The organism is Niveispirillum sp. CC-CTL257 (genome assembly GCF_059489915.1).
This window is the reverse complement of sequence record NZ_JCAJXE010000004.1, coordinates 396,917-411,123: the sequence shown is the minus strand read 5'-3', so window position 1 is coordinate 411,123 and position 14,207 is coordinate 396,917. Positions and strand designations below refer to the sequence as shown.

General features: G+C 64.9%; 10 protein-coding genes. 3 read left to right on the top strand and 7 right to left on the bottom strand.

The window, feature by feature from the left end; genetic code table 11:
• The first annotated feature begins 148 nt into the window (after window positions 1-148).
• The gene (locus ABC729_RS22405; protein WP_495609830.1) at window positions 149-2,083 is read left to right on the top strand and encodes a C1 family peptidase; all 1,935 of its coding nucleotides are present in this window, start codon (window positions 149-151) and stop codon (window positions 2,081-2,083) included.
• An 83-nt stretch (window positions 2,084-2,166) separates the two neighbouring features.
• Here ABC729_RS22405 and ABC729_RS22400 read toward each other — a convergent pair whose 3' ends face one another.
• The 5 genes from ABC729_RS22400 to ABC729_RS22380 form a co-directional block, all read right to left on the bottom strand.
• On the bottom strand, window positions 2,167-3,420 hold the full coding sequence (locus ABC729_RS22400; protein WP_495609829.1) for a polyhydroxyalkanoate depolymerase: 1,254 nt from the start codon (window positions 3,418-3,420) through the stop codon (window positions 2,167-2,169).
• 337 nt (window positions 3,421-3,757) lie between these two features.
• Window positions 3,758-4,351: a recombination mediator RecR gene (gene recR, locus ABC729_RS22395; RefSeq protein WP_495609828.1), complete on the bottom strand. Its 594-nt coding sequence runs from the start codon at window positions 4,349-4,351 to the stop codon at window positions 3,758-3,760.
• A gap of 53 nt (window positions 4,352-4,404) precedes the next feature.
• Window positions 4,405-6,099: a methyl-accepting chemotaxis protein gene (locus ABC729_RS22390; protein ID WP_495609827.1), complete on the bottom strand. Its 1,695-nt coding sequence runs from the start codon at window positions 6,097-6,099 to the stop codon at window positions 4,405-4,407.
• Between the two features lie 218 nt (window positions 6,100-6,317).
• Window positions 6,318-8,813 carry an ATP-dependent helicase HrpB gene (hrpB, locus tag ABC729_RS22385; RefSeq protein ID WP_495609826.1) on the bottom strand — a complete coding sequence of 832 codons (2,496 nt, stop codon included), beginning with the start codon at window positions 8,811-8,813 and terminating at the stop codon, window positions 6,318-6,320.
• A 111-nt stretch (window positions 8,814-8,924) separates the two neighbouring features.
• The gene (locus tag ABC729_RS22380) at window positions 8,925-9,716 is read right to left on the bottom strand and encodes an SEL1-like repeat protein (RefSeq protein ID WP_495609825.1); all 792 of its coding nucleotides are present in this window, start codon (window positions 9,714-9,716) and stop codon (window positions 8,925-8,927) included.
• 197 nt (window positions 9,717-9,913) lie between these two features.
• Here ABC729_RS22380 and ABC729_RS22375 point away from each other — a divergent pair, with 197 nt between their 5' ends.
• Together ABC729_RS22375 and pssA are read left to right on the top strand one after the other, a co-directional pair.
• Window positions 9,914-10,606 (top strand): phosphatidylserine decarboxylase, encoded by a 693-nt coding sequence (locus tag ABC729_RS22375; protein ID WP_495609824.1) that lies wholly within the window; start codon window positions 9,914-9,916, stop codon window positions 10,604-10,606.
• Window positions 10,606-11,454 (top strand): CDP-diacylglycerol--serine O-phosphatidyltransferase, encoded by an 849-nt coding sequence (gene pssA / locus ABC729_RS22370; RefSeq protein ID WP_495609823.1) that lies wholly within the window; start codon window positions 10,606-10,608, stop codon window positions 11,452-11,454. Before ABC729_RS22375 ends, pssA begins: the two co-directional genes overlap by 1 nt.
• Window positions 11,455-11,462: 8 nt before the next feature.
• Here pssA and ABC729_RS22365 read toward each other — a convergent pair whose 3' ends face one another.
• Together ABC729_RS22365 and ABC729_RS22360 are read right to left on the bottom strand one after the other, a co-directional pair.
• The gene (locus tag ABC729_RS22365) at window positions 11,463-12,965 is read right to left on the bottom strand and encodes a hypothetical protein (protein WP_495609822.1); all 1,503 of its coding nucleotides are present in this window, start codon (window positions 12,963-12,965) and stop codon (window positions 11,463-11,465) included.
• 2 nt (window positions 12,966-12,967) lie between these two features.
• Window positions 12,968-14,137 (bottom strand): glycosyltransferase, encoded by a 1,170-nt coding sequence (locus ABC729_RS22360; protein ID WP_495609821.1) that lies wholly within the window; start codon window positions 14,135-14,137, stop codon window positions 12,968-12,970.
• Window positions 14,138-14,207 lie beyond the last annotated feature (70 nt).

Sequence of the window (14,207 nt, the reverse complement as noted above, 5' to 3'; positions counted from 1 at the left end):
TACTCATTATTGTAATGCGATGGAATACTTCGTGCCCGACCGGTTACCGATGGTGCGTCGATCCCTTTGCCACAGCACAATACCCATGCCTGAACCGACGCCATCGGATTGCCAAGGGTCCTGACTATGGATCAAAGCGAGGGGCACCATGGGAAAGAAGAAGCAGGAAGACGCGTCGATAAACAGGTCTCTTGACGCATTGCCGGACGTTGTGGATTTCAGAGACCAGCTGTTCGCACCAACGCTGGTCCGCGTACCGGCGGTTTCTGATCTGGTGGCGTTTAGCAAATATGGGCTGCCGGTCTTGGATCAGGGGACAGAAGGGGCCTGTACAGGTTTTGCCCTGGCCACCGTCGCGAACTACCTGCTTCGTGTCAGAGGGGGGGATAAGAGCGCCCCGCAGGTCAGCCCGTGGATGCTTTACGCCATGGCCAAACGGTACGACGAATGGCCCGGAGAAGACTACGAAGGGTCAAGTGCGCGTGGTGCGATCAAGGGCTGGTTTAAGCACGGGCTTTGTTCTTTTGATCTTTGGAAACAATCGCAGCCGGACCCAAAGAGCCACACCGCCCGATCTGCAGACGCGCTGAACCGTCCGCTCGGTGCCTATTTCCGGGTTAATCACCGCGACCTTGTCGCGATGCATGCCGCCATCAATGAGGTTGGCATTCTGTCCGCTACAGCCAATGTGCACGAAGGTTGGCAGGCGGTTCGATCCGGTGATGAACAGATCGAATATCGACCCGGCACAATCGGCGGTCATGCCTTCGCCATTGTCGGCTATGATCGGCAAGGCTTCTGGATTCAGAACAGTTGGGGGCCGCATTGGGGAAAGGGCGGACTGGCCCGGCTTTCTTATGCCGACTGGTTGGCCAACGGCATGGATGTCTGGGTCGCCGCGTTGGGGGCCCCCGTTGATATCACCTCTGCGGTTTCGACTGCGACCATGCGATCGACCGCGCCGCGCAGCTATCAGAATCAGGTTTACGCCGATTTGCGTCCCCACGTCGTCACATCGAAAAACAATGGTGTGCTTGATGATAAGGGCACCTACGGCATGACAGAGGATCGGCTGAAACGACTGCTTCGGGAACAAGTCCCTCAAACGATGGAGGGATGGACAACGAAACGGCTGGTTTTGCATGCACATGGCGGTCTGGTGTCCCAGGACAGTGCCTTGCAGACCATTTCAGGCCTGATTGCGCCAGCGCTGACGGCGGAAACCTATCCACTGTCATTTATCTGGCGGTCGGACATCTGGCGTACCATCAAATACATGCTTGAAGACGGTGCTCGCCATCGGCGGGACGAAGGCATACTTGATGTCGCGAAGGATTTCCTCTTCGACCGGTTTGACGGCATGCTGGAGGTCGTGGCCCGGCAACTTGGCGGAAAGTTGCTATGGGATGAGATGAAGGAAAATGCGACCCGCGCGACCGACGACGCACATGGCGCTGCGCAGCTGGTTGCAGATCACCTTGATTGGCTGGTGACCAAGAAGAAACTGATCGATGAAGTGCATCTGGTTGGCCACAGCGCAGGGTCCATCTTCCTCGCGCCGCTTGCGGAACGTCTCGCACGTAAGGGTGTCCCGATCAGCAGTTTGACCCTGTGGGCTCCCGCCTGCACCATGGAACTGTTCAACACCACCTATAAACCACTGCTTGACGACGGGAAGATTGAGTGTTTCCGGCTGTATACGTTGGATGATGCAACGGAACAGGATGACGACTGCGCCAATATCTATCGCAAATCGCTATTGTATCTGGTCAGCCACGCTTTTGAGAAAAAGGCCAGAATCCCGGGCCGACAGCAAGGCGAGCCATTGTTGGGGCTGGCGCGTGACGCGGCCATTATCCCCAAGTCATTTTGGAAGCCAGGAAAGCGGGAATGGCATCTGGCACCCGGTTCCGACAGCGCTGCCCGGCATCATGGCGACTTTGACAATGATGCCAAGACCTTGACATCCACCTTGGCTTTTATCACCGGGGGAAGCATCAATCCGCCTTCGCAGCTGGCGGAAGGTCTCCGGCCACACGAGGATCGTCGTGCAGCCAGATCGCGGTTCAACAGGTTGACCTGAAAATCACGCTTCGGGCCAAAAACTTAAGGGGCGCCGATCCTGTTGGACCGGCGCCCCCGCCTTATCGTGGTTTCCCCCGTCACTCAGGCCGCGGCGGTGGTCTTCCGCCCGGCGCGCACCGCGTCATTTTCCAGGATGAAGCGGCGCACACGCGGCTCGATATCTTCGCGCCATTTGCGGCCGTTGAAAATACCATAATGGCCGACCGCCTTTTGCAGGTGGTTGTGCTTCTTGGCCTCGGGGATGTTCTTGCACAGCGTATGGGCGGCGATGGTCTGACCGGGGGCGGAGATATCGTCCAACTCGCCTTCCACCGTCAGCAGGGCCGTCTTCTCGATGGCCGACGGATCGACGGTCATGCCGCGCCACTTCATGCGGCCATTGGGCAGGGCGCGTTCCTGGAACACCTGATTGACGGTCTGCAGGTAGAACTCCGCCGTCAAATCCATGACGGACAGATATTCGTCATAGAATTTGCGGTGGGCCTCCGCACTCTCCCCGTCGCCGCGTACCAGATGGCGGAACAGTTTCATATGTTCGCCGACATGGCGGTCCAGGTTCATGGACATGAAGCCCGTCAGCTGCACAAAGCCCGGATAGACCTGACGCAGCGCACCCGGATAATAGAAGGGCACGGTCGTGACGACATTGCGCTCAAACCAGCCGATATCCTTATCCACGGCCAGCTGCGTGACCACGGTCGGGGCGGCGGCGGTGTCGATGGGGCCGCCCATCAGGGTCATGGAGGCGGGCTGGCACGGATCATCCAACTGCGCCATCAGGGCGACGGCGGCCAGCGTCGGCACCGCCGGCTGACACACGGCCATGACATGCGTGTTGGGGCCTAAGTGACGGATGAAATCCATCACATAGTCCATGTAATCCTCCAGGTCGAAACGACCCTTGGACAGCGGCACCAGTTTGGCGTCGTGCCAGTCGGTGATATAGACGTCGTGATTGGGCAGCAGCGCCTGGACGGTCCCGCGCAGCAGGGTCGCATAATGGCCCGACATCGGGGCAACCAGCAGCAGCTTGGGATCATCGCGCGGAATGGCGCGGGCGAAATTCACCAGATTGCCGAACGGCTTTTCCAGAACGACCTGTTCGGTCACGGCGACGTCGCGGCCATTGATGCGCGTGGTCGGCAGGCCGAAATCCGGCTTGCCCCAGCGGCGCGTGGTCCGGTTGATCAACTCCGCGCCCGCCGCGACGGCGCGACCGACCTTGGTGTAGGAGGCGGGAAGGAACGGGTTCTGGAAGGTCTGCTGCGTGGCCTCCGCCATCAGGCGCAGGGGCGTCAGGGCGGCATGCTGAAGATCATACAGGTGATAGAGCACTGTGAACGTCCCCTTTCAACCAAGCGACCGTCCCCACGTCGGACGGCGCTCAAACCTTTGAACCCATCCCCGAACGATACCCGTCCGGGGACCCTCGATAGCGGTACCCCTGCGGCACCCTGTCTCAGGTGCGTAGCCTAACCACGCCTGGACAGCTTGCAACAGATAAATCTCGAAACCGTTAAGATCATTTGTATGGGACCAAAGTAGGGGGCGTCCCGTGACACCGGTCTCACCTGCCTTGTTCATGGGCAGTTTACATATCAGACGGATGTATGTTGCCCACCAATATCGGCGGTATGCACCCGTCGCTGGCTTCGAACTTAAGATGGCGATGTCACAGGCTGCGGCGTGACCGGAGCGCCGCTGTCAGGGTGCCATCGTCCAGATAATCCAGCTCTCCGCCCACCGGCACACCATGGGCCAGCCGCGACAGACGCACCCCGCAAGGGGCCAGCCGGTCGGACAGGTAATGGGCCGTTGTCTGTCCGCCGACGGTGGCGTTCAGCGCCAGGATCACCTCCTGCACCTCCGGTCGGCTGGCGCGCTCCAGCAGGCCAGGGATGGCAAGATCATCCGGCCCAATCCCGTCCAGCGCCGACAAAGTACCGCCCAACACATGGTAACGGCCCCGGAACGCCCCCGTGCGCTCCAGCGCCCAGAGGTCGCCGACATCCTCCACCACACAAAGCGTGCCCGAGTCGCGGTGATGATCGGCGCAGATGGTGCAGGGATCGTGGCTGTCCAGATTGCCGCAGACCGAACAGGTGCGGATCGACGATGCCGCCGCCGCCAGCGCCTCCCCCAGGGGTGCCATCAGACTGTCGCGCCGCTTGATCAGGTGCAGGGCCACGCGCCGCGCCGACCTGGGGCCCAGGCCGGGCAGCTTGGCCAGCAATTGAATAAGGCGGTCGATATCCGGTCCGATCATGGCGGCGACGCTACAGGATGTTCGCCGAATGTTCCAGAAAAACCTGAGTAGGTCTACCCCTTGCCCGTCGCTGTCCGTCTGATATCCACGGCGAAATGCTCAACCTGCCGGGCCAGATCACCCGCCTGTTTCACCAAATCTTGGGTCCAGCGTTCAATGCTGGCGGCGCTGTCCAGGGCGGCGCTGGCCCCGTCAGAAATGCCGCTGACCCGGTCTGACACGGCGCGCGAGGCGCTGGCCGCCTGTGAGGTATTGTCGGAGACGCCGGCGATGGTGGCCGCCTGTTCCTCCACGGCGCTGGCGATGGCGGCGGCATTGCCATTCACCGCCTCAATGGTGCTGGCGATGCGACCGATGGCGGCCACCGCGTCCGCCACGGTCTGTGACAAGGAGGCGATCTGGCGGGTGATTTCGTCGGTCGCCCGCGCCGTCTGCCCGGCCAGACTTTTCACCTCGCCGGCCACCACGGCAAAGCCCTTGCCGGCCTCCCCGGCCCGCGCCGCCTCGATGGTGGCGTTCAGGGCCAGAAGGTTGGTCTGCGATGCGATATCGCTGATCAGGGCGACCACCGCGCCGATCTGGCCGGCGGCGGTGGAAAGGCCGTTCATCACCTGGCGGGCGGTATCAGCCTCGTTCACGGCGGCCTGGGTGACACGGGTGGCGGTGCTGACCTGCCGCGCGATTTCGGCGCTGGCAATGCCCAGTTCCTCGGCGGCCCCCGCCACCGACTGCACATTGCTGGCCGCGTCCTGGGTGGCGCTGGCGATGGCGCTGGAGGATTCGGTGGTTTCCCGCGCCTTCTCCGCCATCACGCGGGTCAAGGCATGGACCTTGCCGATGCCCTCTACTATGGCCTGAACGGCGCTCTGCACCTGCCGGTCGATGGCGTCCGCCACGCCTTCCAGGGCGCACTGCCGCGCCGTTTCGGCCTCCGCTGCCGCAGCGGCATTCTTTTCCTCCAGGCTGGCATTGGCGATGGCGACGTCGCGGAAATGGCCGGTGGCCGCCACCATCGCTGTCAATTCATCGCCATTGTTGCAGGTCGGTAGGGTGACCGCCGTGTCCCCCGCCGCCAGACGGCCCATCACGTCGGTCAGCCCCCGGATCGGCCCGATGATGGCGCGGCCCACCAGGGCCAGGATGGTGATCATCACCAGCAAGGTCAGGCCATAGGCTGCCCCTGCCACCATCCGCGATTTCGCCATCCAGTCGCGGCGTTCCGCTTCCGCCCGGTCGGCGCGCGCCGTCACCATGGCATCGACAGCGTCCAGTTCGGTCTTGATGGCTTCGGCCAGCCCGTCAATCAAATCATCCAGTTCGGCAAAGCGGGCGTCGTCGGCGCGTCCCTCCACCGCCTTCACCAACCCATCGCGCATGGCTTGGGTCAGGGCGGCGGTATCCGCCACGGCCTTGGCGGTGTGCGGCTTCTCCGCCGTCATGGCCGCCGCTGATAATCTCGCAGTCAGGGCTGCCAGCTCATCCAGCCCCTCGCGCATGGACTTGGCCCGGTCGGGAGCGACGGCACCATCATCCTTGTCGACGATCACATCCATGGCGACAAGGCTCATTTCCGTGGCCAGTGCGCCTGCCTTGTGCACCAGCTTCAGATAGGCCTGGGCCTGATCGGAAATGGCCGATTTCTGCACCGATACCCGGTCAACAATGAAGAAGGTGGCGGCCAGGGTGGACAGCCCGACAAAGGCGATCACGCCGACAGCGATGAGTTTCACACGGATGGTCCAACGCAAGGGGAACCTCCATCACCGCTATTTAATACCAATCCGCCTTTAGGCGGATTGGAGGCCGGCGACTGCCGGACCGCCGCACATGCGGCGTCAAGCCAAGGGCGCGGATGCGCCCGCCCGGCGTTTGAGGGCACTGAAAATTAGGCTACGCCTCCTTTTCGGGATCACAACATCCATTTCATCGCGGATAGGCTGTGGCGCTGGCCGCGTTGCGCATGGCTTCAGGTGCCGCGCCGCTTGGCTCGGGCCGTCGGTTCGGCAATCAGGGGATCGTCGGGCCAGTAATGGCGCGGGTAACGCCCGGCCAGTTCCTTCTTCACATCCTTGTACGATCCGGACCAGAACCCGGCCAGATCGCGGGTCACCTGCACCGGCCTGTGCGCAGGCGATAGAAGATGCAGCAGCACGGGAATGCGCCCGCCGCCCAGTCGCGGCGTCTCCGCCAGCCCGAATAGTTCCTGCAACCGCACCGCCAGCACAGGTTCCTCACCCGAATAATCAATGGGGATACGGTTGCCGGTCGGCACCGTCAGATGGGTGGGGATTTCCGCATCCATGGCCTGCCGCTGGTTCCAGTCCAGGATGCCGGTCAGGGCCGAATGCAGGTCCACCCGGTCCAGATGCGACCGCCGCGTGACACCGGACAGGTACGGTGCCAGCCACTCCTCCAGGGTTGCCAACAGCCCCTCATCAGACAGATCGGGCCAGCGGTCAGGCGATGCCCGGTGCAGAAACGCCACCCGCCGCCGCCATCCCTCCAGCTCCTTGCTCCAGGGCAGGCAGGCAAGCCCCATGGAACGCACCCCCTCCAGCATGGCCGGCAGGACCAGATCGGCGGGCGGGTTGGTCAGCGGTTCATCCTTCAGCGACAATTCAAACAGCCGACGGCGGCGGCGGGCCTGTACGATCTGTTCGCGACCGTCCCACACCACTTCCGTCTCGGCCCGGATGACGTCGGCAAAGGCTTCTTCCAGGGCGCTTTGCGTGACCGGTGCGGCCAGGAAGATGCGGGCATCACGCCCCTGACCATCCAGATCGGCCACCGCCAGCAGATCGGCAGCGGCCAGCGCATCGGTCGGGTCCAACATGGCCCCGCGCCCACCCGACAGGCGGAACTGTCCCGCCGCCCCCGCCCGCCTTTGCCCGATCCGGTCCGGATAGGCCAGTGCCAGCAGAAGGCCGGCATCCTCATGATCCACGGTCCTCGCCGGCCCGCCCACCTGCCGTTCCAGCTGTCGCGCCTGTTCCAGTGCCTGATGCAGGGCACCGCGATCCACATCGCCGCCACGCCCGCGCTCGTCCAGAAACTCCAGCCGGGTGCGCAGGTCGGCATCCCGCCGCCCGCCGCCGCGCAGAATATCCCGCTCCCCGATCAGGGCCGCGATGCGGCAGGCCAGCCGCGTGCGGCCCAGTTCCTTACCGCGCAGCACCAGATGCGCCAGTCGTGGATGCACACCCAGGCCCGCCATGGCCTTGCCATGGGCCGTGATGCGCAAGGCGTCATCGATGGCACCCAGCTGTTGCAGCAGCTTGCGCGCCTGGGTCAGGGTCGCGGCGGGTGGACTGTCCAGCCAGGATAGTTCATCGGCATCGACAATCCCCCATTGCGCCAGCTCCAACGCCAGCGGCGTCAGGTCGGCGCGCGTGATCTCGGCAGCGGTGAAGGGGATCAGGGCACGGTCGCTGGCCTCTGACCACAGCCGGTAACAGACACCCGCCGACAGACGCCCGGCGCGGCCCCGCCGCTGATCCGCCGACGCGCGCGATGATTTCACGGTTTCCAACCGGCCCATGCCGCTGCGCGGGTCAAAGCGCTGAAGGCGCGACAGGCCGCTGTCGATGACGATGCGGATACCCTCGATGGTCAGGCTGGTTTCGGCAATGCTGGTGGACAGCACCACCTTGCGCTGACCCGCCGGGGCCGGGCGGATGGCAATATCCTGCGCCTCCAGGCTCATATCGCCATAAAGCGGGGTCAGCAGGACATTGGCGGGCAGGGGGCCTTCGGCCAGCAGCCTCTCCACCCGCCGGATTTCCCCGCTGCCGGGCAGAAAGGCCAGGACGGAGCCATCTTCATCAGCCAGCGCCCGGCGGATCGTGCGGGCCATATGCTCGTCCGGCCGGTCATTCGGCCCCGGCTCCACCCAACGGGTTTCCACGGGAAAGGCCCGCCCCTCCGACGTCACCAGCGGCGCGCCACCCAGCAGGGCTGCCACCGGCCCGCCATCCAGGGTCGCCGACATCACCACCAGCCGCAGATCATCACGCAGCAAGTCGCGCGTCTGCAGGCAGAAGGCCAGCGCCAGATCGGCATCCAGGCTGCGTTCATGAAACTCGTCAAACAGCACCGCCGACACACCGTCCAGCGACGGGTCGGACTGCAGGCGGCGCAGGAAAATCCCCTCCGTCACCACCTCGATCCGGGTGGCCGCCGACACGCGGGCATCCATGCGCACCCGATACCCGACCGTCTGCCCCACCTCCTCCCCCAGCATCTGCGCCATCCGCCGCGCGGCACCGCGTGCGGCCAGACGGCGGGGTTCCAGCATAATGATGCGGCCATGGGCGGCCCAGGGCTGGTCCAGCAAGGCCAGCGGCACCCGCGTCGTCTTGCCGGCCCCCGGCGGGGCCTGCAGCACGGCGGTCGTACCAGCGGACAGGGCCGACAGCAGCGCCGGCAGGGCATCATCAATGGGAAGGGCGGGGAAGTCAGGCATGGGGCGATGCTATAGCGGGACCGCCATGACTTGTGTAGCGCGGATTAGCGAAGCGTAATCCGCGGAAACCCCGCTGACGTTGGCCCCCGGATTACGCTTCGCTAATCCGCGCTACATCCCCTGCACACCCCTCCAGGCCGTGATATCAAAATAAACCTTCACCCGCTGCGCCTCGACATTTTCCAGCACCAGCGTCTCTATACTCTTGCCGTCTTGCTGGGCAAAGGCACTGCCCACGAGCTCCCAGCCCGGATAGAGCACTGAGACCACCTTTGCTTCCAGCGGTAGTCCTCCCTCCATGAGGTCCACAGGTGGGGTGAAGACGATGGGATTGTTGAAATAATCGCCGGTGCCCGTACTGGGCGGCAGTTCGCCCTTGGCGCGGTATTCGGCCAGCAGTTTGTCATAGACTTCCACTGCCGTGGCGTCGCCTGACCGCCGGGCGATGTTGAACCAGTAAGGCGCATGCTGGTTCAGATTGCCTGACCGGGACAGCTTGGAGAGCCGCCACAGTGACATGGCCGCCTGACCGTGGCCCTGCTTTGCCAGATCCAACAGCATGTCGAACCCGTCACCGACCTTGTCCGGTCCGGCGGCACCAAAGGACAGCATGGTGGCAAACTGATACCGTCCTTCGGGGCTGCCCGCAGCCGCAGCCTTTTGCCAAAGAGCAAGCTGTGCAGGGGGATCGACACGGGTGTTGGACCCGGCCTTGGCCTCCGCCAACGCGGCGGCTGCGGATTCCGGTTCGGCGGGTGGGGTGATGGGGCCGTCGGGCAGGTTTGCCACAAAGCGGCTGTCGGGCGGGCGCTCGACCAGCGCCGCCGGCCTTGGCGCGGAACCGCAACCGCCCAGGGACAGAAGGGCAACAACGGCCAGCAACGGGGCCACACGGATTGGCACGTGTAAAACCTCCCTACCATCACGACTATCGTGACTGTTGCCCGCCCGCCCGTTACGGTCAATACGCCCCAAAGCCTATCCCAATGGGACGGAAATTGGCTCTGTCCCAGGAGTTTGACCATGGCGCTTCAAATCCGGGTCCCGACTGTCTAGTATGGGTATCTTGGGTCCACCATTAGCGGGTAGCCGCGAAAGATATGTCCGCGCTGAAAACCGTCATCGTCCCGATCAACAAGGCCGGCTGGCCTTTTATCGCCCTGTTCGCCGTGGTCTCGGCCCTGCTGGCCACCATCTCCCCGGCGCTGGGCTGGATCGGGCTGGTCCTGACCGCCTGGTGCGTCTATTTCTTCCGCGATCCCGACCGCGTGACGCCGACCAAGCCCGGCCTTGTCGTCTCCCCCGCCGATGGCCGCGTCACCTTGATCACCAAGGTCGCGCCGCCGGCGGAGCTGGGCATGGGTGAGGAGAAGCTGACCCGCATCTCCGTGTTCCTGAACGTCTTTGACGTGCATGTGAACCGCTGCCCCACCGATGGCGTCATCAAGGCGGCGGAATACAAGCCCGGCAAGTTCCTGAATGCCGACCTGGACAAAGCCAGCGAAGAGAATGAGCGGATGTCCATCCGCTTAGGATTGCCCGACGGGCGCGAGATCGCCTTTGTGCAGATCGCCGGTCTGGTGGCCCGCCGCATCATCTGGTGGGTGGCACCGGGGCAGTCGCTGAAGGCCGGCGAACGCTATGGCCTGATCCGTTTCGGCAGCCGCTGCGACATTTACCTGCCCGATGGCGTGCATCCGCAGGTCGTTGTGGGCCAGAAGATGATCGCCGGCGAAACCGTGCTGGCCGATCTGAACAGCACCGAGGAACAGCGCGAGGGCGAGGTCCGCTGATGCCGCCGGAGGAGAACCCGCCCCGCGCGGGTCACCGGCACCGGGTCCGGCGGCTGCGGCCGCCGCGCCTGAAGGGCCTGTCCATCAACAATATGCTGCCTAACATGCTGACGATGCTGAACCTGGCATCGGGCATGACGGGCATCCGATTCGCCATGGAGGGCAAGTGGCAGGAGGCGGTGATCGCCATCGCCGTCGGTGCCCTGTTCGACATGCTGGACGGGCGCATCGCCCGCATGCTGAACGCCCAGAGCAAGTTTGGCGAGGAACTGGACAGCCTGTCCGACGTGGTCAGCTTCGGCGTGGCCCCGGCCATGATCCTGTATCTCTGGTCGCTGGATGATGCCCGCACCCTGGGCTGGATGGCGGCTCTGTTGATGGGTGTCTGTGCCGCCCTGCGTCTGGCGCGGTTCAACACCATGCTGGGGGCGGCGGCGGAAAAGCCGGCCTTTGCCTATAATTACTTCACCGGCGTCCCGGCCCCGGCGGGGGCGTTCCTGGCGCTGCTGCCGCTGATCGCGACGTTGGAGGCGGGGCCGGGCTGGTTCGACAGTCCCTGGATCGTCGCCCCCTGGACCGTGGCGGTGGCGGGCCTGATGATCAGCGCCGTTCCCACCTTCTCCATGAAGGGCCTGCGCATCCCGCAGCGTTATGTCGTGTTCGTGCTGCTGGGGGTGGGGGCGACCGCCGCCGCCCTGGTCAGTGCGCCCTGGATGACGCTGTCGGTGGTGGGGCTGATCTATATCGCCTCCATCCCCTTCTCCGCCCGCCGGTACAAGGAACTGGCGGAAGCGGCGGCGAAGTTGCAGGAAGCGCCACTGGCGGCGGAACCAGAGGCTAAGGGCTGAACTTGGCGTCAGCGGGGGGCGGCAATGAACAGCCGCAATCCCCGCACCCCGCGCACCGGCTTTTCCACAAAGCCGTGGACCATGGCATAATCCAGAAGCGGCTGTTCCAGCGTCTGGCTTTCCCGTCCGATCAGGATGGCGGTCGGTGGCCTTGCCGCCAGCAGGGCGGGAAGGTCCCGCCGCCCGACGCTGTTCAGCGCCCCAAGCCGTTCCGTGCTGTACCGGTCGGCGGTGCGGTAGAAGAAGGGGCCGGTTGACAGCTCTGGATAAATATCCAGCCCCGCCTCCAGAACGGGAATGGGCGACAGGGTGGCGACGGGGCCGGTCACATTCGCACCCTGCATGGCGGCCCGGATGCTGTCCCCCGCCATCGCAATCCGGCTGACCATCCACTTTTCCGGCTGTAACAGCCGGGGTGCATTGGCCAGAAGGACCAGCATGCCGGGCAGGGCACCCAGCAGCACCACCGACGTCAGTAAGGCCCCCCGTACCCGTCCCATGGCCTTCAGGGCGGGCCAGACCGCCGCCACGGCCAGCAGGGTGAAGGCAGCGAAGGGCATGAAATACTGGATATAGGGCGGGCGGGGCAGCAGCCCGAAGATCAGCGCCCCCAGCATCAGAGCGGCCAGCACCCCCATCTGCCGGTCCCGCATCGCCGCCCGTATCCCCGCATCGCGCCGGCCCAGCGCCCAGGCTGTGACCACGAACAGCAGGCCCGCCAGTACCGCATCGGTGAAGACCCGCCGGTTCAGGAATTCCGCTAGATATTCCACCCCGAACCAATCGCTCAGGCCCGCTTCGGCATGCCAAAGGGCCGGTGTGACACGGTGATAGGTGAACACCCCCTCCACAAACCCGTTCCACCCAATCAGCGGCCAGGGCAGCAGCAGCGCCCCACCCAAAGCCCCGCCAAGGATCAGGCCGGGCAGCAACGCCCGTCCCCGCCAGCACAGCCACAGGATCAGCAGGAAAGGGGCGAATGCGTAGGACAGTTTCATGCCCACCGCCCCGGCCAGCAGCAGGCCCGCCAGCGCGGTCAGGGCCTGCCTGGGCCTCGGGCGTTCTCCCTCCCAGAGCAGCAGGACGACCGCCCAGAGCGCCAGGGCACAGGGGGCCATGTCATTGCGCATACTGTCGATGGCGGGCTGGATCGCGGTGCTGGTGGCGAACAGCAGGGTGACGGCCAGTGCCGGCCAAGTCTCCCCCGCCTGTCGCCGGGCGAAGCACCAGAGGGCGGCCAGCGCTGCCAGGGTGAAACCTAGATTGACCAGCCTTGCGACCAGGAAATAACCCTCGGTCAAACCCAGCAGCCGGAACAGGCCGGACAGCAAGGCCGGATAGGCCGGTGGTTGCAGATAGACAAAGTCGCGGTACGGAACCTGATCCATGGCCAGCACGGCGGCGGCCAGGAACTGTTCCTCATCATGGTTGTAACCCCGCCCCAGCACGAAGCCGGTCAGCAGCAAGCCAAGCAGCAGCCAATAGGCCAGGATCAACCGGGTCTGATCCACCCTCAGGCCGCCAGACGCGGGGGCGTGGGCTGGGGTTGACCCGCGATGCTCGACGGGCGTCCCGCCAGGGCCAGCAGCGCCTGTTCATATGCTGCCGTGGCTCCCGCCACGGTGAAACCACGCACCCGGTCGCGCAGGATAGATGCCGCCACCGGGTGGGACAGGGCCGCGTCCATGCCATCGGCCAGGGCCGCTGCATCATCGACCGGCACCAGCGGACCCAGTGCCCCATGGCGCAGCAATTCACGCGAACCGCCGGGACAATCGGTGGAGATGACCGGGCAGCCCATGGCCATCGCCTCCACCAGCACGCCCGGCATCCCTTCCCAGCGGGATGACAGTACGAACAAGTCCGCCGCCGCCATCTGCGCGAACGGGTCGGTCACAAGACCGGGGAAACTGACCTGCCCCTCGATCCCCAATTCTCGCGCCAGCGCCGCTAGGGCGGCACGGTCCGGCCCGTCGCCCGCCAGGATCAGGTGAGCATCCGCACGCGCGCGCAGCAGGGCAAAGGCCCGCAGCAGCGTATCGAACCCCTTCTGCCGCACGAACCGGCCCATGGACAGGATACGCAGCGGACCGCCCGCGCCATCACGCTCCGGGGTCAGGCCCGGCAACCGGTCGGGCAGGATAGGGCTGGGCACCGAAAACACCCGCTCCCCCGCGATCCCCGTGGTACGCACCACATCGCGGGCGACATCGTCGGACACGGCCAGCACCCCATCCGCCCGCCGCCACAGCAGGGCCTCTGCCGCACGGTGCAGGCTGGCCCCGCCATCCCGCCGCCGCGACAGATGGTTGCTGGCGCGCAGGATCAGGGATGTCTCCCGCCGCCCGGCCAGCCCATGGGCGAGGATGGTCGGGATCACCGCATGATTGGCCATGCCAACCAGCATCTCGGGCCGATGATCCCGTAGATAGCGGGACAGGGGCCGCACCGCCTGGATCAGATCGCCCGACCGTGCCCCACCACTGGCCACCGCCCGACCTTCGCCCGCCGCCAGCGGCAGGCGCATGACCGTGCCCGCCACCAGACCAACCTGCGGCCCGCCATCAATGGCGGTGACCAGATCGACCCGATGCCCCCGCGCCGCCAGCCCATTGGCCAGCATGATGCTGCGCCGCTGGGCACCGCCGGTACTAAGGGAATGCAGGAACAGGGCGATATGCATGGCATGGGCCGGTCAGGGGATAACCGGCCTATGCTAGCAACCATCGCTGACAGATTTCTGACAGTGATCT

What these genes read in the sequence shown, in the direction of transcription:
- ABC729_RS22405 (WP_495609830.1), top strand. Translation starts at nt 149, where the DNA reads ATGGGAAAGAAGAAGCAGGAAGACGCGTCGATAAACAGGTCTCTTGAC.
- recR (WP_495609828.1), bottom strand. Translation starts at nt 4,351, where the DNA reads ATGATCGGACCGGATATCGACCGCCTTATTCAATTGCTGGCCAAGCTG.
- hrpB (WP_495609826.1), bottom strand. Translation starts at nt 8,813, where the DNA reads ATGCCTGACTTCCCCGCCCTTCCCATTGATGATGCCCTGCCGGCGCTG.
- ABC729_RS22375 (WP_495609824.1), top strand. Translation starts at nt 9,914, where the DNA reads ATGTCCGCGCTGAAAACCGTCATCGTCCCGATCAACAAGGCCGGCTGG.
- pssA (WP_495609823.1), top strand. Translation starts at nt 10,606, where the DNA reads ATGCCGCCGGAGGAGAACCCGCCCCGCGCGGGTCACCGGCACCGGGTC.
- ABC729_RS22360 (WP_495609821.1), bottom strand. Translation starts at nt 14,137, where the DNA reads ATGCATATCGCCCTGTTCCTGCATTCCCTTAGTACCGGCGGTGCCCAG.